The following is a 24,047-nucleotide window of genomic DNA, read 5'->3' as shown; positions in this document are numbered from 1 at the left end:
CGAGACCGTTCAGCCCGAGGCCAGCGCCCGCCGTTCGGCTTCGATCCGGGCCATGAAGCGCTGGATCTGCATCTCGTCCATCGGCGGTAGGCCGACGAACCTGCATCCCATGTGCCAGAGCGGCTTGCCGGTGCGGCCTTCGGTGGCCATGACGTAGCGGATCTCCAGCGCGCAACGGATCATCCCGTTCTCGTGCAGGTCGAGCCAGCAGTTGTCCAGCGTCTCCATCTGCGCGTAGTTCAGCGGCGAGGCCGTCAGGACGCCGATGCCGCCGACCGAGATGTCGTGCAGCGGCAGCAGCTCTTCCTTCGGCGTGCCGCGCCGGACGCGGCAGGTGAAGGGCTTGGCGCTCGGCAGCTGCAGGCGGAAGGTCTCGCGCCGCTGCAGGCGCAGCATGGCCTGCGGAATCGGCGCGGCGAACGCGGCTTCGCCGCGCAGCGTCGCTTCCCGGCAGCCCTTCGCCGAGAACTGGATGCGGATGCCTTCGACGAAGGTGGTGAAGGTGCAGCTCTCCGCGTGCAGGAAGGCCTGGTTGACCTCCTTGCTGCCGCCGATGTCGAAGTAGAACAGGCCCTCCCGGGGCGACACGTCCATGAGGATGGTGAGGAAGCTCTGCCGGCCTTCCTGAAAGATGACCGAAACCCTGTCTCCCCGCTTGATCAGGCTCTTGAGCTGGAACACGATCTCGTGGGGGTTGGTCAAGGTGCAGCGTTCGATGTCCTTTTCGGAATAGGTCTCGTTCATGGTTCGTTACGCTGTGCGTGGCGCTTGCCGCCGGGTTTCCCTGAATTGGACGCAATGGTAAAGCCGAGGTTCGCGATGCGCCATACCGATCGGCGAAAATGTTTGCGCCGCTCCACATTTGTTGCTTCGCCACGCGCGTGGCCGTAGAGTAGCCATCGTTTTCCTTCTTCTGCACGGCAGCCGACTCCCATGATTTCCACCTCGCTGGCCATCGATTCCAAGCTGCCCTGGGTGGGCACCACCATCTTCACCGTGATGTCGAAGCTGGCGGCCGACTGCGGCGCCATCAACCTCTCGCAGGGCTTCCCCGACTTCCAGGCCGAACCGGCGCTGTTCGAGGCGGTGACCCGCGCGATGAACGACGGGCGCAACCAGTACCCGCCGATGGCCGGGCTGCCGGAGCTGCGCCAGGCGATCGCCGGCAAGGTCGAATCGCTCCACGGCGCGCGCTACGACGCGGACCACGAGATCACGGTCACCGCCGGGGCCACGCAGGCGCTGTTCACGGCGATCGCCGCCTTCGTCCGCGGCGGCGACGAGGTCATCGTCTTCGCCCCGTTCTACGACAGCTACGTGCCGGCCGTCGAGACCGTCGGCGGGCGCGCCGTCTACGCCCGCCTGCGCTTCCCCGACTACCGGCCGGACTGGGACGAGGTGCGCGCGCTGATCACGCCGCGCACGCGCATGATCATCGTCAACTCGCCGAACAACCCGGCCGGCAGCCTGCTCACGGCCGACGACCTGGACGCCCTGGCCGAGCTGACCCGCGACACCGACATCGTGGTGCTGGCGGACGAGGTCTACGAGCACATCGTCTTCGACGGGCGGCGCCACCTCAGCGTGGCCGCGCATCCGCTGCTGGCGACGCGCAGCATCGTCGTCTCCTCGTTCGGCAAGACCTACCACATCACCGGCTGGAAGGTCGGCTACGTGCTCGGCGCGGCGGACCTGATGGCCGAGTTCCGCAAGGTCCACCAGTTCAACGTGTTCACGGTGAACACGCCGTGCCAGATCGGCATCGCCGACTACATGCGCGATCCGGCCCGTTATCTCGGGTTGGCCGCCTTCTACCAGCACAAGCGCGACTTTTTCCGCGAGCAGCTGCGCGGGACGAAGTTCGAGCTGCTGCCGTGCCACGGCACCTATTTCCAGCTGGCGCGCTACGACGCCGTCTCGGACCTGCCGGACCGCGATTTCGCCGTCTGGCTGACGCGCGAAATCGGCGTGGCGGTGATCCCCGTCTCGGTGTTCCATCATGACGGGCGGGACGACCGCGTGGTGCGCTTCTGTTTCGCCAAGCAGGAATCCACGCTGGCCGCGGCCGGCGAAAGGCTGCGCCGGCTTTAGGCGGCGTTGCGCAAGGGTGTTTCCCGGTCGTTCTCGATCTTTTTTTTCTTTCAGGAGGCCGTATGGGCATGATGCAGGAGTTCAAAGAATTCGCCATGAAGGGCAACGTCATGGATCTCGCCGTCGGCGTGATCATCGGCGGCGCGTTCGGCAAGATCGTCGATTCGGTCGTCGCCGACCTGATCATGCCGATCGTGGCGTTCATCATGGGCGGCAAGCTCGACTTCTCGGGCATGTTCGTGGTGCTGGGCAACGTGCCGCCCGGCACGGCGATGACGCTCGACGCGCTCAAGAAAGCCCAGGTGCCGGTGTTCGCCTACGGCAACTTCATCACCATCGTGGTCAATTTCGTCATCCTGGCCTTCATCATCTTCATGATGATCAAGCAGATGAACCGCCTGCGCAAAGCCGAACCGGCCGCTCCGCCGCCGGCCACCCCGGAAGACATCGTGCTGCTGCGCGAAATCCGCGACAGTCTGAAGAAGTAAGGCGATCAGCGCGGAGAAAAGCCAAAAATCGTTTTAACCACGGCGGCACGGCGGGCACGGCGGAAAACCAACTCTTTTCCGTTGTGCCCGCCGTGCCGTTGTGGTCAATCTTTTTCGAACACCAGCGACCACAGCTTCCGCACCGTCTCGATGTTCCTGCGATGCGGGTCGCGTTCGATGCGGACGCCGCGGATGCCGTCCAGGCGGAAGGCGTGCTGCATGCGGCGGTATTCGCGATAGATGTCGCGCACCTGCTCGGCCAGCGGCGCCGGGATGAGGTCCAGTTCGGCGGCGATGCGCAGCAGCGCGATGTTGCCGAGGTTGCCGCACAGCGCTTCGTGCGCATGCGCGTGGCCGAGGACGAGAAACTGCACGATGAACTCGACGTCCACCAGCCCGCCCGGGTCCTGCTTGATGTCGAAGACCTCGTCGCTGTTCGAGGCGTGCGCGTCGAGCATGCGCTGGCGCATCTCCAGCACGTCCTGCCTGAGTTTTTCCGGATCGCGCGGCTGGCGCAGGATTTCCCGGCGGATTGCCTCGAAGCGCCGGCCGGCCTCGGGGTCGCCGGCGCAGAAGCGGGCGCGCGTCAGCGCCTGGTGCTCCCAGGCCCAGGCCTTGGTCAGCTGGTATTCGCGGAACGCCTCCACCGAGCAGACCAGCAGGCCCGCGTCGCCGTTCGGCCGCAGGCGGAAGTCGGTTTCGAAGAGCATGCCGGCCGAGGTCTGGCTCGACAGCCAGGTGCTCATGCGCCGCACCAGGCGGGCGTAGATTTCGCCGACGCCGGGCTCGGGATCGTCGTGCAGGAACACCAGATCGAGGTCCGAGCCGTAGGCCAGCTCCTTGCCGCCCAGCTTGCCGTAGGCGATGACCGCGAACTTCGGCGGCCGGTCGGGGTGCGGATGGCGTTCGCGCAGGAGATTCCAGCAGCGGTCCAGCGTGGTCTGCACGACGATGTCGGCCAGCTGGGTCAGGTGGTCGGCCAGCCGCTCGACCGTCTGCAGGCCGGCGATGTCCTGCGCCAGCAGGCGGAAGACCTGCGCGTGGTACTCCTCGCGCAGCACGTCCATTTCGCGCTCGGTGTCGCCGGACTCGCTGGCCAGGCGCGCGTCGAGGTCGTGCTTGAACCCGTCCCAGTCGGTGGCCACGTCGTACAGGCGCGGATCGATCACCTCGTCGAGCAGGATCGGGTGGCGGATCAGGTAGGTGGCGGCCCAGGCCGAGCTGCCGATGATCTCGGCGACCTTCGTCAGCGCCTGCGGATGCTGCTGCAGCAGCGCGAGGTAGGCGCCGCGCCGGCCGATCGTCTCGATCAGGTCGAGGCCGCGCTGCCAGGTGGCGTCGGGCGTCCGGGTGGCGGCCGCGGCTTCGATCAGGCGCGGGCCGATGGCGTCGAGCCGCTCGCGGATCGGAGCGGCCAGCTGCTGGTACTTGGCGCTCTGCCGGAAGGCGTGCAGGCGCTCCAGCATCGCCGCCGGACGGCGGAAGCCGAGATTGCCCGCCGTCTCCAGCGCGTCGTCGCCCTCGATCTGCTCGAACCACAGGCCGGCCAGGGCGTGCGTGCCGTCCTCGGGGTCGGAAAAGATCTCCTCGAAGTGCCGGGCCACGTGCTGCCGGTGCGCTTCCAGCACCGCGCGCAGCGCCGGCCAGTCGGCGAAATCCATGGAACGGGCGATCTGCGCGCGCTCCGCCTCGTCGGTCGGCAGCATGTGCGTCTGCGCGTCCTCGACGTACTGCAGACGGTGTTCCAGCCGCCGCAGGAAGCCGTAGGCCTCGACCAGCTCGCGTTCGCTTTCGGCCGGCAGCAGGCGGCGGGCGACCAGCAGCGGCAGCACCTGCAGCGTCGGCCGGATCTGCAGCGCCGCATCGCGGCCGCCGCGGATGAGCTGGAAGACCTGCGCCATGAACTCGATCTCGCGGATGCCGCCGGGGCCGAGCTTGATGTGGTCGGCCCGGTCGCGGCGCGCCACCTCGCGGCGGATCTGCGCGTGCAGGTCGCGCATCGCGTTGATCGCGCCGAAGTCCAGGTACTTGCGGTAGATGAAGGGGCGGGCGATGCGTTCGAGCATGGCCGCCCATTCCGGCTGCAGGTTGTCGCCCTCGTTCATCACCCGCGCCTTGATCCAGGCGTAGCGTTCCCATTCGCGGCCCTGGGCGATGAAGTAGTTCTCCAGCGAGACGATCGAGCCGACCAACGGCCCGGAATCGCCGTTCGGCCGCAGGCGCATGTCCACGCGGAACACCTGCCCGTCGCCGGTGATCTCGTCGATCGCCGCGATCAGCCGCTTGCCCAGGCGGGTGAAGAAATCGAAGGCCTCGATGCGCTTGCCGCCGTCGGGCGTGCCGGCCGTCTCGCCGTCCTCCGGATAGACGAAGATGTAGTCGACGTCGGACGAGACGTTGAGCTCGCGCCCGCCGAGCTTGCCCATGCCGATCACCAGCAGGCGCTGCGGCCGGCCCTGCTGGTCCAGCGGCTCGCCGAACTGCGCGGCCAGCCGGCGGTGCAGGAAGTCGAGCGCGCGGTTGGTGGTCGCGTCGGCCAGCGCGGTCATGGTCTCGACCACTTCGGCGAGCGGCGCCCGGCCGCCGAGGTCGCGCACGATCAGCACGGCCATCACGCGCTGGCGCAGGCGGCGCAGCGCGCGCTTCAGGCCCTCCTCGTCGGCGATCGCCTCGGCGTCGAGGAAATCGCGCATCGCGCCGCCGGACAGCGGCGCCTCGGCATGCTCACACAGCCAGTCGACGACGTCCGGGCGCGCCGTAAGCAGCTGGCGCAGGAAGCGGCTGTGCAGCAGCGCGGGCTGCCAGGATTCAGGAAAGGTGGATGCGTGCATGTCGGTCGATCGGGTGCGTGCGCGGGAGGGCGGCCACGGCCTGCCGCTGTCAAAGCCGTTACAATTGGCGCTCCGACGGGTTGAAGGTATCGCAGCATTCTAATGACGTTTCTCGAGATCAGGCAAAGCCGGGGCCATCGCCCCGGCGCGCATCCGCTTCTCCCTCCCCTGCAAGGGGAGGGTCGGGGTGGGGATGGGGTAAGCGCTTTGTCTCGGTGCGTGACGGTGCCGCAGGAAATACCCCATCCCCCTCCCGGCCTCCCCCTTGAAGGGGGAGGAGCGTGGGGCGCCTCCGGTATGCGGGGGTTCGTGCCATGCCTCTGCCCGCAAGGCTTCCCGCCGACGGAGACCTCATGAACCGCAACGACGGCCTGCGCGCGGCGGTTTACCACCGCTTCGCCTTCCTGCTGCCGTTCGTCACGCATCCGCTCGCGCGGCGGGCGGCGCGCGTGCTGGTGTGGGGGTTCTGGATCGTCTATTTCCTGTTCATCCTGCTCGTCCTGTCGCTGCGCTACGCGATCCTGCCGCACGTCGAGAACTACCGTCCGCTCATCGAGCGGCTGGTCGGCGACGGCATCGGGCAGCAGGTGAACATCGGCCGCATCGAGGCGAGCTGGGACGGCATCAATCCCGACCTCACCCTGTACGACGTCCGCGTGGCCGACGCCGAAGGGCGGCCGGCGCTCGCTTTCTCGCGCGTCGAGACGGTGCTCTCGTGGTGGTCGGTGGCGGCCGTGCAGCTGCGCCTGCGCGTGCTGCGCATCGACGAGCCGACGCTGCACATGCGGCGCGCCGGCGACGGCCGCTTCTTCATCGCCGGCATTCCGCTCGGCCGCGAGGGCGGCGGCAGCGGCGTCTCGTCGTGGGTGCTCGACCAGCACCGCATCCGCATCAACGGCGCCACGCTGGTCTGGGAGGACGAGCTGCGCGGCGCGCCGGCGCTGATCATGGAAGACGTGAACATCGCCCTCGACAACGACGGCAGCCGCCACCGCTTCGGCGTCACGGCGCTGCCTCCCGACGGTTTCGCCTCGCGCATCGACGTGCGCGGCGACTTCCGCGGCGGCGATTTCGACGCGCTCGACGAATGGCGCGGCCAGGCCTTCGCCGAGATCGACTACGCCGACCTGGCGGTGTGGAACCGCTGGGTGGATTATCCCGTCGCGCTGCCGCACGGACGCGGCGCGGTACGCGCCTGGCTGACCTTCGCCGACGGCGCCCTGCGCGAGGCGACGGCGGACGTGTCGCTGCGGGAAGTCAATCTCCAGTTCGGCGACGATCTGCCCGCGCTGGAGCTGGAACGCATGTCCGGCCGGCTGCAGGCGAGCTTTCCGGCCGACGGCGTCGCGGTGAAAGGGCACGAGGTCGCGCTGCTGTCGCGCACGGCGGTGCGCGGCCCGGACGGCGACGAGAGCCCGATCCGCATCGACCCGGCCGATTTCGAGGTCGAATGGCGGGCGAACCCGGACTCGGGCGTCCGCGCCGGCAGCGCCGGCGCCAGCCGCCTGGACCTCGGCGCGCTGGCCCGCCTGGCCGCCTATCTGCCGTTCGACGCCCGGCTGCGGCGGCTGTTCGAGGACTACGCGCCGCGCGGGCAGGTCAGCGCCCTGAGCGCGCGCTGGTCGGGCGACGCCGAAAAAGTGCAGGCTTACTCGCTGAAAACCGGCATCCAGAACCTCGGCGTGCGCGCCGCGGGCCGTTTCCCCGGCTTTTCGGGCCTTACCGGCGCGCTCGAAGCCAGCGAGAAAGGCGGCCGCGTGGTCCTGCATTCGGGCGCGGCGTCGATCGATCTGCCGGCGGTCTTCGAGGAGTCGCTGACCCGGCTCGATTCGCTCAACGCGCAGGCCAGCTGGAAGATCGAGCGCGGCGTGCTGACCGTCGATCTGGCGCATGCCGACTTCGCCGGCCGCGACGCCGCCGGTTCGGCCAAGGGCACGTACCGCGCGGCGGACGACGGGCCGGGCGTCATCGACATGACCGCCGCGCTCACCCGCGCCGACGCGCGCGCCGTCTGGCGCTACCTGCCGAACGTGGTGAACCGGGGCGCCCGCCACTGGCTGCGCGATTCGCTGCTGGCCGGCCGGGCCACCGAGGCGAAGCTGATCCTGAAAGGCGACCTCAAGGATTTCCCGTTCCTGGACAAGCGCCTCGGCCAGTTCCTGGTGACCGTCAAGGCGCGCGACGCGACGCTCGACTACGGCACCGGCTGGCCGCGCATCGAAGGCATCGCCGGCGACCTGCGCTTCGAGGGCAACGGCATGACCATCGAGGCGCAGCAGGGCCGCATCCTCGGCGCGCGCCTGTCGAACACGCAGGTGCGCATTCCCGACTTCGACGCCCCGGTGTCGGTGCTGCTGGTCAAGGGGCAGGCCGACGGCCCGACCTCCGAGTTCCTGAAATTCATCGAGCGCAGCCCGGTGGCCGAGCAGATCGACCACTTCACCGAAGGCATGAGCGCCGCCGGCAGCGGCCGCCTGGACATCGACCTGAGCATCCCGCTCGAGGAGGCCAAGCTCAAGGATTCGAAGGTGGCCGGCACCTACCGCTTCGCCAACAACGAAGTGACGGTGGACGCGGCCCTGCCGCCGCTGCGCCAGGTCAACGGCAGCCTGCGCTTTTCCGGCAACGACCTGTCCGTGCCGGAGATCAACGCCTCGCTGTTCGGCGGGCCGTTGAAGATCCGGGGCGGCCTGCAGAAGGACGGCCGCGTGCTGATCACCGCCGACGGCTCGGCGGACATCGCCCAGCTGCGCCGGCAAACGGCGCATCCGGCGCTGGCCGCCCTGTCGGGAGCGACGCCGTACCGGGGCGAAATCCGCATCAACGGGCGCAATGCCGACCTGGTGGTCGAATCGAACCTCGTCGGACTCGCCTCGACCCTGCCCGAGCCGTTCGCCAAGGCCTCGGGCGAGGCGCTGCCGCTGCGCTTCGAAAAACGGCTGCTGCCCGCGGCGGGCAACGGCGCGCGGACGGACGCGGAGGTCCGCGACCAGATCGACGCCACGCTCGGTTCGCTGCTGAGCGCGCAGGTCGTCCGCCGCCGCACGCCCGACGGCTTCGTGCCGGAGCGCGGTGCCGTCGCCGTCGGCCGCGCGCTGCGCCTGCCCGAGAAAGGGCTGGCGTTCGGGGTGACGGCCAAGCGCCTCGACCTCGACGCCTGGCGCCGGCTGTTCGACGCGGCGCCGGCCGGCGAGCAGGGCGGCGCCGCGTCCGCGTGGTCGCCCGACGCGGTAGCCGTGCAGGCGGGCGAACTGCTGGTGCGCGGCATGGCCTGGAACGACGTCGACCTGTCCGCCGCCGCGGCGCAGGGACAGTGGAAGATCCGGCTCGATGCGCGGCAGGCGGCGGGCGACCTCACCTGGAACGGCGCCGGCAACGGCCGGCTGGTCGCGCGCCTCGCCCGGCTGGCCGTCGAGCGCCTGCCGTCGCAGTCCGGGACGGAGGCCGGCGAGCCGACGCGCCGGCTGCCGGCTTTGGACGTCGTGGCCGACGATTTTTCCGTGCGCCAGCTGCGCTTCGGCCGCCTCGACGTGCAGGCGAGCAACGACGGCGCCGGCTGGAACCTCACCCGCATCCAGGCGGCGAATCCGCACGGCACGCTGACCGGCAAGGGCAGCTGGCAGCAGGCCGGCGGCGCCAGCCGCACGCAGCTCAACTTCAAGCTGGACAGCGGCGATGTCGGCAGCCTGCTCGCGCGCATGGGCTATCCCGGCACCGTGCGGGCCGGCACGGCGCGGCTGCAGGGCAACCTGGCGTGGAACGGCGCGCCGACCGAGCTCGACTACGCCACGATGAACGGCGACCTGGAGCTGGAAGCGGCCAAGGGCCAGTTCCTCAAGCTCGATCCGGGCGCCGCCGGCAAGCTGCTCGGCCTGATCAGCCTGCAGAACCTGCCGCGCCGGATTTCCCTCGACTTCAAGGACGTGTTCAGCGAAGGCCTGGCCTTCGACGCCATCGCCGGCAAGCTGGCCGTCCAGAAGGGCATCATGCGCACCGATCACCTGCAGATCGATAGTCCGTCCGCGCGCGTGCTGATGCGCGGCGAGGTCGATCTGGCGCGCGAAACGCAGCGCCTCGACGTGACCGTGCAGCCGGAGATCGGCGACACCGCCGCGGTCGGCATGGCCATGGTGCACCCGGCGGCCGGCGTGGCGACGTGGCTGGCCAACAAGGTGCTGCGCAATCCGCTGGGCACCGTCTTCGGCTACCGCTACCTGATCACCGGCACCTGGGACGATCCGAAGGCCGAGAAGCTGGGCGCGTCTCCGGCCGGCGAAACGCCGCCGGCCGGGAACCGCTAGTCCGCCGGGAGTTTCCAATCCATGAACCAATCACCCGATGAGTCGAACATGAATCCGAAAAACGCCCGCGTCGCGGCCATCCAGATGATCTCCACCCCGCGCGTGGAGGAAAACCTGCGCACCGCCGCCGCGCTGATCGCCCGCGCCGCCGCCGAAGGCGCCGAACTGGTCGCGCTGCCCGAATACTTCCCGATCATGGGCCGGCGCGACGCCGACAAGATCGCCGTGCGCGAGCCCGACGGCGACGGACCGATCCAGCAGTTCCTCGCCGAGACGGCGAGCCGGCACGGCGTCTGGGTGGTCGGCGGCTCGCTGCCGCTGGTCGCCAGCGTGCCGGACAAGGTGCTGAACACCTGCCTGGTGTTCAACCCGCAGGGCGTGCGCGTGGCGCGCTACGACAAGATCCACCTGTTCGGCTTCCAGAAGGGCGAGGAGTGCTACAACGAGAGCGCGACCATCGAGCCCGGCCGCCAGCCGGTGACCTTCGACGCGCCGTTCGGGCGGATCGGCCTGTCGATCTGCTACGACCTGCGCTTTCCCGAGCTTTTCCGCGCGCTCGGCGAGATCGACCTGCTGGTCCTGCCGGCAGCCTTCACCGAAGTGACCGGGCGCGCGCACTGGGAAATCCTGCTGCGCGCCCGCGCCATCGAGAACCAGTGCTACGTGCTGGCGATCGGCCAGGGCGGCGTGCATGAGAACCGGCGCGAGACGCACGGCAACAGCATGCTGATCGACCCGTGGGGCGAAGTGATCGCCCGGCGCGACAAGGGCGAGGGCGTGGTCATCGGCGAACTCGACCACGCGCGCATCGCTGAAGTCCGCGCCAGCCTGCCGGCGCTCGCGCACCGGGTGCTGTAACGCCGCCCGGCATCAATCCCCGATTTTGACCTACGGAAACGCCATGACCGCCAGCAACCCCGCCCTGCTCCAGCAATCCAGCAAGACCCTGCTCACGCCCTACGGACTCGACGTCAAGGAACTGACCCGGGTGCTCGGCCGCATCGCGGCCCACCAGGTCGACTACGCCGATCTGTATTTCCAGTACAGCCGCTCCGAGGGCTGGAGCCTGGAAGAGGGCATCGTCAAGTCGGGCAGCTTCAACATCGACGAAGGCGTCGGCGTGCGCGCCGTGAGCGGCGAGAAGACCGCCTTCGCCTATTCCGACGACATCAGCCTGCCGGCGTTGGCCGATGCCGCCTCGACGGTGCGCGCCATCGCCGCGGCCGGGCAGCAGCGGCGCGTGCGCGCCGGCGCGCTCAAGCAGCGCCAGGCGGGGCACGCGCTGTACCTGCCGCACGATCCGCTGGCCTCGCTCGACGCCTCGGCCAAGGTGCGCCTGCTCGAACGGCTCGAAGCCTTCGCCCGCGCCGAGGACCCACGCGTGGCGCAGGTCATGGCGCATCTGGCCGGCGAGTACGAAGTCATTCTCGTCGCCGGCAGCGACGGCCGGCTGGCCGCCGACGTGCGGCCGCTGGTGCGCGTGTCGATGACCGTCGTCGTCGAGGGCCGGGACGGCCGGCGCGAGCAGGGCTCGTCGGGCGGCGGCGGGCGCACCGATTATGGCTTCTTCAGCGACGACGTGCTGCGCGAGTACGCCCGCGCGGCGGTGCATCAGGCGGTGACCAACCTCGACGCCCGCCCGGCGCCGGCCGGGCGCATGCCCGTGGTGCTCGGCCCCGGCTGGCCCGGCATCCTGCTGCACGAAGCGGTAGGGCACGGCCTCGAAGGCGACTTCAACCGCAAGGGCAGCTCGACCTTCGCCGGCCGCGTCGGCAAGCGCGTGGCGGCGCGCGGCGTCACCGTGGTCGACGACGGCACCATCCCCGGCCGGCGCGGCTCGCTCAACATCGACGACGAGGGCAACCCGACGCAGCGCACCGTGCTGATTGAGGACGGCATCCTGCGCGGCTACATGCAGGACAGCCTGAACGCCCGCCTGATGGGCGTGCCGGTGACCGGCAACGCGCGCCGCGAATCCTTCGCGCACCTGCCGCTGCCGCGCATGACCAACACCACGATGGTCAACGGCGACAAGAGCGTCGAGGAGATCATCAAGTCGGTGAAGAAGGGCATCTACGCCGTCAATTTCGGCGGCGGGCAGGTGGACATCACCAACGGCAAGTTCGTCTTCTCGATGTCCGAGGCCTACATGATCGAGAACGGCAAGGTGACCTACCCGGTCAAGGGCGCGACGCTGATCGGCAACGGGCCGGAAGCGATGAACCAGGTGGTGATGATCGGCAACGACCTCCAGCTCGACCCCGGCATCGGCGTCTGCGGCAAGGACGGGCAGAGCGTCCCCGTCGGCGTCGGTCAGCCGACCCTGCGCATCGACGGCCTGACCGTCGGCGGCACGGCCTGAAGACCGCACCCCGTAAACTCCTCCCCCTTCAAGGGGGAGGTTGGGAGGGGGATGGGGTGACTCCAGCCGCGACGCCGTTCACCCCATCCCCACCCTGACCCTCCCCTTGAAGGGGAGGGAAAACCCGCTCGCCGTCCCTTTGCCTGCCGAACCATGCGGTCGCCCTGCGTGCCGTGGTTAAATTAAGCCTTTCGGGTCGAAACAATTGAAAAGGGAGCGAGCAAAGCATGCCGTACAGCACGCCGAACACCGATGACGTCCGTATCCTGGAAATCAACGAGGTAGCCCCGCCGTCGCACCTTCTGCGCGAATTTCCGGCGAGTGAATCCGCGGCGCAGACCACGTTCGCCGGCCGCCAGGCGGTGCATGGCGTGCTGCACGGCGCCGACGACCGCCTGGTGGTGGTGATCGGCCCCTGCTCGATCCACGACGTCGCCGACGCGCGTGAATACGCGCGGCGCCTGCGCGACGCCGTGCCGCGCTTCGAGAAGGACCTGCTGATCGTCATGCGCGTCTACTTCGAGAAGCCGCGCACCACCGTCGGCTGGAAAGGCCTGATCAACGACCCGCGCCTGGACCACAGCTTCCGCATCAACGAAGGCCTGCGCCTGGCCCGCTCGCTGCTGCTCGAAATCAACGAACTGGGGCTGCCCTGCGCCACCGAATTCCTCGACACGATCACCCCGCAATACACCGCCGACCTGATCGCCTGGGGCGCCATCGGCGCGCGCACCACCGAGTCGCAGGTGCATCGCGAGCTGGCCTCCGGCCTGTCGTGTCCGGTCGGCTTCAAGAACGGCACCGACGGTAACGTGCGCATCGCCGTCGACGCCCTCCGCGCCGCGCGCTCGCCGCACCACTTCCTGTCGGTGACCAAGGGCGGCCACTCGGCCATCGTCTCGACGCGCGGCAACGAAGACTGCCACGTGATCCTGCGCGGCGGCCAGGAGGCCAACTACGACGCCGCGCACGTCGACGCCGCGGCCCGCGAGATCGCCGCCGCCGGCCTCGCGGCGCGTCTCATGATCGACCTGTCGCATGCCAACAGCAACCGCGACTTCAAGCGCCAGCTCGACGTCGCCCGCGACGTCGCGGCCCAGCTCGCGGCCGGCGACGACCGGATCATCGGCGCGATGGTCGAATCGCACCTCGTCGAAGGACGCCAGAACCTCGAACCGGACAAGCCGCTCGAACGCGGCAAGAGCATCACCGACGCCTGCCTCGGCTGGGAGGATTCGGTGGCGCTGCTGGAAATCCTGGCCCAGGGCGTGCGGGCGCGGCGTCTGGCGGCTGCGGCTGGCTAATCCGAAGTTGCTGAGCCGCGTATCGGAGGGGTAAGAAAGGATTTACTCCCCGGAGGAGATTGGATAAATCTGCCCTAATGGGGCGTCAGCAGCGGAACAACGTCCGACGCATGCTTCTTGGCCTGTTTGGCGGCCTTCTTTTCCTTGGCGTTTTTCAGGGGTTTTTTCTTCGCTTCCTTACTGCTCTCTTTTGCCTTGCCCATGATATGGCTCCTGTTATGCGCCTGCGAAAAGCAAGTGCTGATCCAGTATAGGCCGATGCGCGGCATGTCGCCGACCAAATAGCGTGGCCGGCAAGCCATTGTCCAAAATAAATCAGGGAAACGGAAAAAAAGTAGTCCATCCGACCGGTTTGGCACTGAACCGCGGGCATCCATTCGCGGCAATTTGTGCATCTTCCAAGCCGGGCCATGGCGCTCGCCGGGCGGTGTGATCAGCAGACACTGGCTCCTGCGCGTCGCGCAGCCCTGAAGTATGGATTGGCCTTGCGCCATTGAACGTCGCAATTCCCATCGAATGCGATTCGATTCAGATCGGCCACCGGGGATACATCCGGCTTGATCTCCCGCCGCTGATACCCTCACGTATCAGAGAAATTCCAAAGACATTCAACGTTCGATCTACGTCCAAGTGGATCGGAACACCATTTCCGAATCTTACTCGGCAAGAAAAATGTCTATTTCATTCTTTACAGCGAATGAAATACTAATACTTAAATCATACGATCCATCCGCCAAAACGATTTTCAAGCACGAATAAAACCCGGCGGGAAATCGTTTTATGACCGGTTGAGTTAAATACCATACGACTAAAAAAACGTAAAAAATAAATGACGTTTGAGAAAAATCAGAATGGTCTGATTGTGCGGGGGGGGGGGGGGGGGGGGTGATCCTACAGTCCCGGTCGCGGTTGGAGCTCGCTCCGGCCGCGAGTGGTTCTTCTCTTCCGCTCGCGCCGCTCCTGGTGGAACTCCTGGCCGAGCGGAAACCCTTTCATCCTGAATCGAGAAATCACATCATGAAGAAAATGTCATGTTTCAAACCATTGGGTCTCGCCGTGGGCATCGCCGCCATGGCTACGTCCGGACTGGTGCTGGCCGCGAATGACGGAACGCTTACTTTCAAAGGCGAGTTGAAGTCCGGCGGCTGCGATATCGGCGGTGGCGACGGCGCGAGTGGTTCGGGCAGCCTCACAGTCCAGATGCCTACCATCGACCCGGCGTTGATCAATAAAACCAATTTAAACGACCGTTACGCTGGCAACACCGCCGTAACGATCATTCTGAAGGATTCCGGGTCTGGCACTTGCACCCCTTCGTCCGGCAAAGGGCTTAGCGTGTTCTTCGAGCCTATCGGTGATTCGATCGACTCGACGGGCAAGCTTCTCAAGAACACGGAATCGACTGGCGCTGCTACCGGCGTCTTTATCGTCCTGCGTGCTCCGGCGAGACCGGCGACTCCACCAACCGGTGACAGCAGTACGCCGCCGACTGGAACCGACCCGATCGTCATGCTTACCAGCCCAGTGGAGCAGCCGTGGGCAGTACCCGACCCCCTCGGGGCAACAGGAGTGGCCAAGTTGCGTTATCTGGCCCAATACAGTTCTCCGCTCGCCAACGCGATGCCCGGCAAATTTACGAGCGCCGTCAAGTTCACCATAAATTACAACTGAGTTTCACTCAGGCGCGCCCTTTGCCACGGGCAGTCCGCTGCTTGCCGGGCGCGGGGCGCGTTTTCTCCGATTCAAGTTGGCGCCAGGGCGCCAAATGGATGTGCGCAGATGAACAAATTTCATTCCGAATCCGGACTCCGTCTTGCCTCGTTTCTCGTTCCGGCGCTGGCGATGGCCGCGATGGCGCCAGCGGTCCACGCGGGCGTGCAGATCGACGGCACGCGCGTGGTCTATCCCGGACAGGAGCGTGATGTCACCGTCAATCTCCGGAACACCGGAACGGGCGAGGATGCCGCACGGCTCGTCCAAGTCTGGGTGGACGACGGCGACCCGGAGACGACCGCTCAGACCACGACGGCGCCGTTCGTGGTGACGCCGCCCTTGTCGCGCATCGACGGCGGGCAGTCGCAGTCGATCCGCCTGATGTACACGGGCAGCGCCCCGCTGCCGCAGGACCGGGAGAGCGTCTTCTACTTCAACATGCTGGAGGTGCCCCGGAAACCGCCGGCCGGGGAAAGTTACCTGCAATTGGCCGTGCGCATGCGAATGAAGGTGTTCTACCGGCCCGAGAACCTGCCCGGCGATCCGCTGCAGGCCGCCGACGAACTCGAATGGAGAGTGGTCGGCCAGGGCGACGGTTACGCGCTGGAATGCACCAATCCGGGCGTCTACAACGTCTCGATCAATGACGCTCGTGTCCAGGACGATGGCCGCACCGTCGACGAAAACATCAGCGGTTCCATGTGTCCGCCCAAGGGCCGGCAGGTGTTTCCGCTGAGAGGGCCCGGCAAGCCGGCCGGCACGAAAGTGGTGTTCGACGTGATCAACGATTACGGAGTCCCCGTCGTCAGGGAACGGCCGCTGTCGCCTTGATGGTGGGCTCGCCCGGCCGGCCGGCGTTCATGCCTGCCCGGCGGCGGCACGTATTTGAAAGGCGAATCCTCGCATGCAGCAGGACTTCGCCAAGGGAATCAACAGGAGAGTTCTGGATGAAAAAAGTGTTTCTTCGCACGGCGGCGATCGCATCGATTGCAGCTGCCGCATTCATGGCAGGGCCGGCCCAGGCGGCCGACGGGACCCTCACGATCACCGGCAAGATCAAGTCCCTGACTTGTACTATCGGCGTGACGGGCGATAGTGACGTGACTTCGGGAGTTGGCAATCTCATCACCGTGCCGCTGGGAACATTCTCGACGGGTACGGCGAACCTCGGTGGCACGGGTTCGTATCTGGGCGGGAAAAACTTCATGGTCAACCTGACCGGCTGCACGGCGCCGGATTCAGGCAAGGGCCTGACGCTGTCCTTTGATACCAGCAGTCCGAACATCGATTCGTCGTCGGGCCATCTGAAAAACAGCCTGACCACCGGAGCGGCCTTGAATCTGGTGGCGGTCGTCCGGGCAACGGTAGGTGGGACACCCCCGACGGGCGGGGCTGCCGGCACGACTCCCATCGATTTCCGTGCAGGCCCAGGCAGCAACAACATGCCGAAAGGAACCAACGGCGCAAACACCGCTGCGTTCAATTTCCTGGTGCAATTCCGCACGACAGGCACGGTCACCGCGGGAGATTTCCAGACCAGCATCCCTTTCGCCGTGGATATGAAGTAAATGCGTGCCTGCAGCCTTCGCTCCGGTCTGACGGCGCCGGATGAGCGGGATACCGGCGTTGTTCGCGCACACGGTAAATCGATGCGCCGGCCGGCCCGTCTTCTCGGATATTCCGTGCTCATGCTCGTCCTGGCGGGCGCGCAGGGCGCGCATGCGGGACTCCAGATCTTCGGGACGCGCGTCATCTATCCGTCCGGCGCGCGGGAGGTCTCGGTGAACGTGCTGAACCAGGACACGGGCCAGGGTGCGGTCCGGCTCATGCAGGCGTGGATCGATTCCGGGAAGGCCGAGGAAAACGCGCAGTCGAGCCGCGCGCCCTTCCTCGTCACGCCGCCGATGGCGCGCATCGACGGCGGCGGCGGGCAGTCCCTGCGCGTCATGTTCAACGGCGCGCCGCTGCCCGACGACCGGGAAAGCCTGTTCTACCTCAACGTCCTGGAAATCCCTCCCAAGCCGAAGCTGACGGAGGAGAGCCGGAGCTACCTCCAGTTCGCCGTGCGCACGCGCATCAAGCTGTTCTACCGTCCCCAGGGCCTGTCGGGCGACCCGGTGCAGGCCGCCGAGAACCTGCAATGGCGCCTGGTCGCCGATGGCGAGGGCTACGCGCTGGAATGCATCAATCCGTCGGGCTTCACCGCCTCGCTCGCCGAGGTCAGGCTCAAGAGCGCGGACGGCGGCGACCTGGGGGAGAACGACACCGTCAACGTCGTCCGCCCAGGGGCAAGGCGCTGCTGCCGCTGCAAGGCGCGGCCGCCGCCGTGGCGGGCGAGAAGGTGGAATACACCTACATCAACGACGCCGGAGGCTTCGTGACGCGCGAAGCGCCGCTCGCGCGCTGACATCCGTTCCGGCGGGGCGCCCGGCGGCTGGCCGGGCGCTTTCGGCGGGATCGCTCAACCTGGTTTTTTGTTCGGCCGATGAATTTCTTTCTCTCACGCAAGTGCCTGCTGTCCTGCCTCGCCGGCATGCTGGCGGGGGCGGCTCCGGGCCTCGCGGCGGCGGCGGAGCGCACCGCCGCGAGCGCTCCGGACGCCGAGACGGAATCCGTCGAATTCAACGAGGCGTTTCTGCGCATCAGCGGCGGCAGCATCGACGTGTCCCGCTACCGCCGGGGCAATTACGTGCCGGCCGGCGCGTACAGCGTTGACATCCTGGTCAATCAGATTCCCGTGGGCCGCCGGACGCTGGCCTTCACCGCCCCGACGCCGGAGGCCAGCGCCACGGCCTGCATCGGCAAGGGCATGCTGACCGAGTTCCAGGTGAACGTCGACGCGCTGCTGGCCGCCGGCAAGGATCTGGAGGCGCCCTGCCTCGACGTGGAAGGCCTGATTCCCGGCGCCGTGGTGCGCTATGACGCCGGCCGGCTGCAACTGAATATCTCGATCCCGCAGATCAGCCTGAAGCGGCAGCCCCGGGGCTTCGTTTCCCCGGACCGCTGGGACGACGGCGTGCCGGCGGGCGTGTTCAACTACACGTTCAGCGCCTTTGCCAGCGATCCGGGGCACGGCATGGACACCATGAGCAATTACTTCCTGGGCATCAACGGTTCGCTGAGTCTCGGCGGCTGGCGCGTGCGCACCCAGTCGATGCTCAACGGCGGCAACAAGACCGCGTCGACCTGGCGCAACGGCTCGCTCTATGCGCAGCGCGACGTGACGGCGCTGCAGTCCTCGCTGACCATCGGCGAGAATTTCGGCCGGGGCGAGTTCTTCGGCGCGGCTCCGTATCTCGGCGTGCGGCTGGAGACCGACACCAACATGCTGCCGCCGGGGCAGACCGAGTATGCCCCGGTGATCCGGGGCATCGCCAACAGCAGCGCGCGCGTCGAAGTGCGGCAGAACGGGCTGATCATCTACCAGACCACCGTGCCCGCCGGCGCCTTCGAGATCGACGATCTGAGCTCCATCAGCTACGGCAGCGACCTGCAGGTCGAGGTGATCGAGGCCGACGGACGCTCGCACAGCTTCACCGTGCCCTATGCGGCGGTGCCGAACCTGATGCGTCCGGGCCTGTGGCGCTATTCCGCCGAGGCCGGCCGCGTGCGCGGCGACGTCCTCGGGCTGCGCGGCGAGTCGCCGCTGTTCGTGCAGGCGCTCGTCCAGCGCGGCATCAACAACTGGCTCACCACCTACGCCGGGCTGCAATTCACCAACGGCAACCTGTTCCGGTCCGTGGTGCTCGGCGGGGCGTTCGGGACGCCGATCGGCGCCGTCTCGCTCGACACCACCTTCTCGCGCGCCCGCCTCGCCAATCCCGTGGGCGCGCTGAGCGGCTACAGCATTCGCGCCGCTTACAGCAAGATGATCGAGGCGACCCGGACCAATTTCACGCTGATGACCTACCGCTATTCCAGCGCGGGATACATCGGCCTTTCCGACGCCGTGCAGCTCAACGACCAGGCCAGGCATCCCTCGCCCGCGGACCGGCCGGTCGGGCAGGTCATGGACCCGGCCACCGGGCAATGGGTCGATCCGCGCGTGGACGCCAACACCGGCGAGATCGTCAATCAATTCACCGGCCAGGTGCTCGGCCGGACGCAGCGCTGGTCCGACACCCTGCGCGCGCGCGGCCAGCTCCAGCTGTCGATCAGCCAGCCGCTCGGCGACCGGTGGGGGTCCGTGTACGTCAGCGGCCAGTATTACGACTACTGGGGGCGGGAACGGTCGCCGGTCACCTCCTACCAGATGGGCTACAGCAACCGCCTGGGCGCCGTGTCATTCAACATCGGCACCAGCCGCACGCGCAACAACGACTCCGGCCGTTTCGAGAACCAGTACTTCATCAACTTCTCCCTGCCCCTCGGCATGCCCGGCGCGCGCAGCAGCACGGTCCACGGCAGCGTCTCGCAAGGGCGGGACGGCCCGGCGTCGGCCACCGCCGTGCTGTCGGGGAGCGTGGACAAGGTGCCGTCCCTGTCCTATTCGCTGGGCGGCGGCGGGTTCCTCCACGGCGGGGAACGGCCGTCCTTCTCCGGTTCGCTCAACTGGAGCGGCCCCTACGCTTCGCTGAGCGGCGGCTACGGCCGCAACGGGGGCGGTGGGCAGCACTACTCACTGGGGGCGTCCGGGGCGCTGGCGGCGCACGGCGGCGGCTTCACCCTGGCGCGGCACATGGGCGACACGCTGGCCCTGGTCGAAGCGCCCGGCGCGGCGGGCGCCACGGTCGAACTACTCGTCCAGGATCAACAGCGACGGCTATGCCCTGGTGGGCGGCCTGTCGCCCTACCGCATCAACGACATCAGCATCGACGCCGCCGGCGCCTCGCCGGACGTGCAGTTCGAAACCACGCGCCTGCAGGTGGTGCCGCGGTCGGGCGCCGTGGTCAAGGCCACGTTCGCCACCCGGGTGGGGCGCAGCGTGCTGATCAGCGCTACCGACGAAAAGGGCGCGCCCCTGCCGTTCGGCGCCGAGGTGCTGGACGCCGAAGAGCGCATCGTCGCGCAGGTCGCCCAGGCGGGGCGGCTGTTTGTGCTCGGCGAAGAGACGGGCGGCACCTTCACCGTGCGCCGGGGAGGCGGGGCGCCCGACTGCGTGCTGAACTACGGCCTGCCGCCCCGGAAACAGCCCGGCGCGTCCGGCGGCCTGCCGTTCGAGACGCTGGACCTCGTCTGCCGGCGCGCGCCGCAGGCCGCCTCCCTGCCGGCACCGGTGGACCGCCCGTCCTGACGCGCGCCCGCCGCACCTCGAAGACACGGACATGCACACGCGGAGAACCTATATGACGACTTACAGAACCTCCGGCCGCTTGGCGGCATTCGCCGGCGCCGCCGTCCTCCTGATCGCGTCGCTCGTTCAGCCGGCGGCTGCCGGCGAGCTTTTCAATCCAGAAACTCAATATTGTGATGTGTTGACTACGGACCCGGAGGAGATCAGCTTCGGATCGGGAGGCGATATCCATCTGCCCAACACCCAGCCGCCCATCGGCACCGTGCTTGCTCCCGTGGTCACGCAGAGACTGATTTACTCCTGCGGACGGAACATGATGCAATATCCCGGCCATGAGGGTAACACCGGATATTCGTTCGACTTCTCAAGCGACAGCGGTATTCTGAACGACGATCTGTACGATGACGGCACCAACGTCGTATTCGAAAGCGGTATTGCCGGAGTCGGCATGAGGATCGTGGTGGCGAGCATAGAAGCCAATTACGCCCAGGCGATCGATCCTTTCTGGGGAGAGCGCGGCCCCAGCCCAGGCTTTGATATTGGCCGGGCCTACGCGAAAGGAAAAGCGAAAGACCACAGAATGCAGATAGCGCCCGCCTCGGCCTTGTCGAATGACAGAATCAGCGGGGTCGTAACCCTTGAATACTCCCTTGTTTCAACCGATCGTTACGTCAAGATCGGCAAGTCATGGGGCGAGGACGTAGGGGCAGGGGGAGGGGGCAGGGTATTTCGATTCAGCTATGCGGACGCAGCCTTCTGGAACGGCGAACTCACCAGCCATGACAACCATTGCCGGAATTTCAGAAAGGCATGGTATATAAAGGCGCAACAAAACCCGAACATCATCGGCGAGGTGAAGAAACAGGTAGCGGGTTGCCTCAATCAGACAATACAGGCGAACATTCTCGACGACAACATCATCATCAGAAGGCTGAGAACGGTTCTTTCCACCTGTGCTTTAAGTTTTGGCGGGGGAGAGGCCATCATTGGCGGCCCTTATAAGGGGAACTACACAGTGGAGTTGAGCGAAGTCGCCGCCGACGAGTTTGGCGGCAAAGGTTCGACCGCGGGCAGCAAGGAAGTCAGCCTTAGGTTTACGTGTCCTTATCAAAAAAAGAGGAACTATCACCTGAATATCTCCGACCTGAACGACTCCACAAGCAACAACAATAATGTCCTTGTGCTGGCGCGGGACACGCCGGAGCCGGCTGCTGCAGGCGTGGGCGTACAGATTCGACTCAAGACCACCAAGGGTACCGAAGTGCTTAGGACAAAGCAGGATTCAACATATTCCATGGACTTGGATCAGCCGGGGAAACAACTGCAAAAAGGCGGTGCGGACCTCATCGTGGAATACATCAGAACCACCACCGATCCCATCAAGCCCGGCAACGTCAAGGCGGATGCGCTGTTGAGCATCGTATTCAAGTGAGGCAGCCGCCGGGCCTTCCAGTACTCCGCGGTCGGCCAGTCGTGTCAGGATGGCGAGCGGTTGAATGCGACGGGGCAGGGTCAGGCAGATGATTTGGGCAAAAAATTGACCAAATGCTTGCTTAAGCGTGATCGTCATCGCCGGATTCGTCCGGCATGAATTGGGCGCGCATGGCAGCGACGAAGATTTCCGCCTGTTTCACCATTTCCATGGCATCGGCGGACTCGACGGAATTGCCGTTGTAGTCGGCAACCAGCCGGACTTCGTGTGCCCGGTTGAGAAGGCGTCCGATTTCTTTCGGCACGGGGCCGTTCCTGACGAGGCAGTTGCCGAATGCTCCGATCAGGCCGCTGTGCGTGCGGCCAATACTATCCGGCTCGATCGGAGCACCCGACGCCAGCAAGGCGGCGCGGGCGGCGTCAAACATGGCGTAGTAAGCGCGGTTGGCCGCGCCATCCACGTCCCCCAGTTCGAGCAGCGCGCGGGCGGACGCACATGCCGTATCGGCCTTCGCCATCAATGCGCCGGGCGTGAATCGGCGATTGCTCATAGCCGGACCCCTTCCCGGTGGATGTTGCGCAGCAGGGTGGGGTTCGAGTAGTCCTCCGGATGTTCCCATTCGTCGAGCCAGACGGGAAGCGGCGAGATGAGGATGCCCGTTTCGAGCAGGATGTCGAACGCGGCATCCGCCATGTCCAGCTTGGCGGACAGGAAACGTTGATGTTCGCCCCGCAGGAGTACAGCAACATCCGCATCGCTATCCGGGGTGTGCGTGCCTCGGGCGCGGCTGCCGTAAACGATGGCTCCCGCCACGTCGTAGCGTCCGGCAATCGATGCGAGGAAGCGGCGGACAGCTTCCTCCGTGTCATGGTCAAGGCGATTCATGGCAAGCTCAAAAAGAAACCCAGTTTCATCGTATCTATACACCACTCGATGGGCAACACCAAGGCACGGTTTTATCCGATGACGGCAAAGCGTTCGGTTTTGCGCCCCGATCCCTCACCCGGCCGCTAGAAAACCATCGTCCCCCAGGCCGGATCGAGCGTGCGGGCGACGAAGGCCGCCGCGCCCACGGCGCCGGCGCATTCCGGGACGAGGCGCTCGCCGTCCGCGACCCAGGCCGATCGCGCCATGCTGCAGGCGAGCAGGCGGACGCCGGAGGCGGCGGCTTCCTCGATGAAGGCGCGGATCGGTTTTTCCCTGGCCGGCGTCGGGTACCGCGCGTCGGAGACGCCTTCGACCAGCCAGCGGATCGCGGGCCCGGCGAAATGGACTTCGACCTCGCAGTCCATGGCGCGGGCGACGAGGGCGTGGACCAGCGGCGTGACGCAGAGGTCCGGCCGATCGACGCCGGGCGAGCAGATCAGGATGGCGAGTCCTTTCGGTTCAGTCATCGCGGCAGGCCTCCGGGTCGAGCGAACGGACGTGCCGCCGGTAGCCGGCCGCGTCGCACAGCGCGGCCATTTCGCCGGCCCAGTCCAGCGGCCGGCCGCGGGCCATCCAGCCGGCTGCGTAGGGGTCCGCGTTGATCAGCGCCGGCCGCTCCTCGGCCGCCGCGTTGCCGGAGAGCATCGTGAAGGACACCGGCGCATGCACCGCGAGCACGGTCTTGTGGCATTCGATCGTGGCCATGCCCTTGCCGCGCCGGATTTGGGCGCCGTCGGGCTTGGCGGTGAACGCGATGACCTCGCCCGCCAGGCGCAGCCCGAAGCGCGTGGCGCCGATCAGCACTTCTCCCGCGCGGTACGCCACCCACATGTTCGTCTCGCGGCAGTACCAGCGGTCGGCGGGGATTTCGTCAATGCATGCCTGTCGCATCGTCATGGCCATACGCCTCCGCCTCAATGCCGTTGACGCCGGACCTGGACTATCCCGATGCCCAGGCAGATGAGCGCCGGCCAGGAAGTCAGGAAGAAGAGCAGGCCGGGGCCGACGGGGTTCGGATTCGGATCGGGCCACAGGCCGATGGCGGCAAGGAAAACGATCGCCCAGAGCGGCAGCCAGCCGATCACGACGAGTCCGGCTCCGGTTCTGATCCAGCGATTTTCCAGATAGTCCTTCATCGGCGGTGGTTATTCCGAATGGTTTTGGGGGTCAATTGGTGCACGCTTGTTTCCTCTTGTGCTGATTGCCCCATCCCCCTCCCGGCCTCCCCCTTGAAGGGGGAGGAGAGGGGGTGACAGGTGCGTTGGCGGAAGAGAGCAGGAGTCGAACCTACCCGGACCCGTTTGACGGGTCCTACCGGTTTTGAAGACCGGCCGCCCCACCGGGGAACGATCTCTTCCGTCGCC

The 24,047-nt window shown here is 66.8% G+C and carries 21 protein-coding genes, 1 tRNA gene and 1 pseudogene; 13 read left to right on the top strand and 10 right to left on the bottom strand.

Annotated elements, in window-relative coordinates; all coding sequences use genetic code 11:
- Positions 1–9: 9 nt before the first annotated feature.
- Positions 10–744: a flagellar brake protein gene (locus QM701_RS09575; RefSeq protein ID WP_415166838.1), complete on the bottom strand. Its 735-nt coding sequence runs from the start codon at positions 742–744 to the stop codon at positions 10–12.
- Positions 741–956, bottom strand: a complete 216-nt coding sequence (locus tag QM701_RS09570; protein WP_415166837.1) for a hypothetical protein — start codon at positions 954–956, stop codon at positions 741–743. The genes QM701_RS09575 and QM701_RS09570 overlap by 4 nt, the downstream gene beginning before the upstream one ends.
- Between QM701_RS09570 and QM701_RS09565 the strand changes: the two genes are divergently transcribed.
- Both QM701_RS09565 and mscL read left to right on the top strand, forming a co-directional pair.
- Positions 934–2,091, top strand: coding sequence for a pyridoxal phosphate-dependent aminotransferase (locus QM701_RS09565; protein WP_415166836.1), 1,158 nt, complete (start codon positions 934–936; stop codon positions 2,089–2,091). The two genes, QM701_RS09570 and QM701_RS09565, sit on opposite strands and share 23 nt — an antisense overlap.
- Before the next feature lie 62 nt (positions 2,092–2,153).
- Entirely contained in the window at positions 2,154–2,579 is a 426-nt protein-coding gene (mscL, locus tag QM701_RS09560; RefSeq protein ID WP_415166835.1) for a large conductance mechanosensitive channel protein MscL, read from the top strand.
- A gap of 104 nt (positions 2,580–2,683) precedes the next feature.
- Here mscL and glnE read toward each other — a convergent pair whose 3' ends face one another.
- Positions 2,684–5,410 (bottom strand): bifunctional [glutamate--ammonia ligase]-adenylyl-L-tyrosine phosphorylase/[glutamate--ammonia-ligase] adenylyltransferase, encoded by a 2,727-nt coding sequence (glnE, locus tag QM701_RS09555; protein WP_415166834.1) that lies wholly within the window; start codon positions 5,408–5,410, stop codon positions 2,684–2,686.
- Between the two features lie 353 nt (positions 5,411–5,763).
- Between glnE and QM701_RS09550 the strand changes: the two genes are divergently transcribed.
- The 4 genes from QM701_RS09550 to aroG all read left to right on the top strand — a co-directional run bounded on the left by QM701_RS09550 (position 5,764) and on the right by aroG (position 13,377).
- Positions 5,764–9,711: a YhdP family protein gene (locus tag QM701_RS09550; RefSeq protein ID WP_415166833.1), complete on the top strand. Its 3,948-nt coding sequence runs from the start codon at positions 5,764–5,766 to the stop codon at positions 9,709–9,711.
- A 48-nt stretch (positions 9,712–9,759) separates the two neighbouring features.
- Positions 9,760–10,569 carry a carbon-nitrogen hydrolase family protein gene (locus tag QM701_RS09545; protein WP_415166832.1) on the top strand — a complete coding sequence of 270 codons (810 nt, stop codon included), beginning with the start codon at positions 9,760–9,762 and terminating at the stop codon, positions 10,567–10,569.
- A 43-nt stretch (positions 10,570–10,612) separates the two neighbouring features.
- Positions 10,613–12,073 (top strand): metalloprotease TldD, encoded by a 1,461-nt coding sequence (tldD, locus tag QM701_RS09540; RefSeq protein ID WP_415166831.1) that lies wholly within the window; start codon positions 10,613–10,615, stop codon positions 12,071–12,073.
- 227 nt (positions 12,074–12,300) lie between these two features.
- Positions 12,301–13,377, top strand: coding sequence for a 3-deoxy-7-phosphoheptulonate synthase AroG (gene aroG, locus QM701_RS09535; RefSeq protein WP_415166830.1), 1,077 nt, complete (start codon positions 12,301–12,303; stop codon positions 13,375–13,377).
- Between the two features lie 74 nt (positions 13,378–13,451).
- Here aroG and QM701_RS09530 read toward each other — a convergent pair whose 3' ends face one another.
- Entirely contained in the window at positions 13,452–13,871 is a 420-nt protein-coding gene (locus tag QM701_RS09530) for a hypothetical protein (protein WP_415166829.1), read from the bottom strand.
- A 523-nt stretch (positions 13,872–14,394) separates the two neighbouring features.
- Here QM701_RS09530 and QM701_RS09525 point away from each other — a divergent pair.
- The 7 genes and pseudogenes from QM701_RS09525 to QM701_RS09495 all read left to right on the top strand — a co-directional run bounded on the left by QM701_RS09525 (position 14,395) and on the right by QM701_RS09495 (position 21,756).
- On the top strand, positions 14,395–15,048 hold the full coding sequence (locus tag QM701_RS09525; protein WP_415166828.1) for a fimbrial protein: 654 nt from the start codon (positions 14,395–14,397) through the stop codon (positions 15,046–15,048).
- Positions 15,049–15,156: 108 nt separating this feature from the next.
- Positions 15,157–15,921, top strand: a complete 765-nt coding sequence (locus QM701_RS09520; protein WP_415166827.1) for a molecular chaperone — start codon at positions 15,157–15,159, stop codon at positions 15,919–15,921.
- Between the two features lie 116 nt (positions 15,922–16,037).
- Positions 16,038–16,658, top strand: a complete 621-nt coding sequence (locus QM701_RS09515) for a fimbrial protein (RefSeq protein WP_415166826.1) — start codon at positions 16,038–16,040, stop codon at positions 16,656–16,658.
- 120 nt (positions 16,659–16,778) lie between these two features.
- Entirely contained in the window at positions 16,779–17,471 is a 693-nt protein-coding gene (locus QM701_RS09510; protein WP_415169373.1) for a molecular chaperone, read from the top strand.
- A 104-nt stretch (positions 17,472–17,575) separates the two neighbouring features.
- Positions 17,576–19,813, top strand: a pseudogene (locus tag QM701_RS09505) (fimbria/pilus outer membrane usher protein); the annotation flags it as partial.
- Positions 19,695–20,324, top strand: coding sequence for a FimD/PapC C-terminal domain-containing protein (locus QM701_RS09500; RefSeq protein WP_415169372.1), 630 nt, complete (start codon positions 19,695–19,697; stop codon positions 20,322–20,324). The pseudogene QM701_RS09505 and the gene QM701_RS09500, both read left to right, overlap by 119 nt.
- Before the next feature lie 52 nt (positions 20,325–20,376).
- Positions 20,377–21,756, top strand: coding sequence for a fimbrial protein (locus QM701_RS09495; RefSeq protein ID WP_415166825.1), 1,380 nt, complete (start codon positions 20,377–20,379; stop codon positions 21,754–21,756).
- Between the two features lie 121 nt (positions 21,757–21,877).
- Here the strand turns inward: QM701_RS09495 and QM701_RS09490 are convergent, their stop codons facing one another.
- From QM701_RS09490 to QM701_RS09465, 6 genes are all read right to left on the bottom strand, one after another.
- On the bottom strand, positions 21,878–22,306 hold the full coding sequence (locus tag QM701_RS09490) for a HEPN domain-containing protein (protein ID WP_415166824.1): 429 nt from the start codon (positions 22,304–22,306) through the stop codon (positions 21,878–21,880).
- Entirely contained in the window at positions 22,303–22,641 is a 339-nt protein-coding gene (locus tag QM701_RS09485) for a nucleotidyltransferase domain-containing protein (RefSeq protein WP_415166823.1), read from the bottom strand. Before QM701_RS09485 ends, QM701_RS09490 begins: the two co-directional genes overlap by 4 nt.
- Before the next feature lie 125 nt (positions 22,642–22,766).
- Positions 22,767–23,150 (bottom strand): DsrE family protein, encoded by a 384-nt coding sequence (locus tag QM701_RS09480; protein ID WP_415166822.1) that lies wholly within the window; start codon positions 23,148–23,150, stop codon positions 22,767–22,769.
- Complete coding sequence (locus QM701_RS09475; protein ID WP_415166821.1) at positions 23,143–23,580, bottom strand: glycine cleavage system protein H; 438 nt, start codon at positions 23,578–23,580, stop codon at positions 23,143–23,145. The genes QM701_RS09480 and QM701_RS09475 overlap by 8 nt, the downstream gene beginning before the upstream one ends.
- A gap of 17 nt (positions 23,581–23,597) precedes the next feature.
- On the bottom strand, positions 23,598–23,819 hold the full coding sequence (locus tag QM701_RS09470) for a hypothetical protein (RefSeq protein WP_415166820.1): 222 nt from the start codon (positions 23,817–23,819) through the stop codon (positions 23,598–23,600).
- 126 nt (positions 23,820–23,945) lie between these two features.
- A tRNA-Sec gene (locus tag QM701_RS09465) sits at positions 23,946–24,041 on the bottom strand.
- Between the last annotated feature and the right edge of the window lie 6 nt (positions 24,042–24,047).

Source organism: Propionivibrio sp. (assembly GCF_047602565.1).
In the GTDB taxonomy this organism is placed as follows: domain Bacteria; phylum Pseudomonadota; class Gammaproteobacteria; order Burkholderiales; family Rhodocyclaceae; genus Propionivibrio.
Note: the sequence above shows the minus strand (reverse complement) of the source record. Positions and strands in the feature narration are given on the sequence as shown.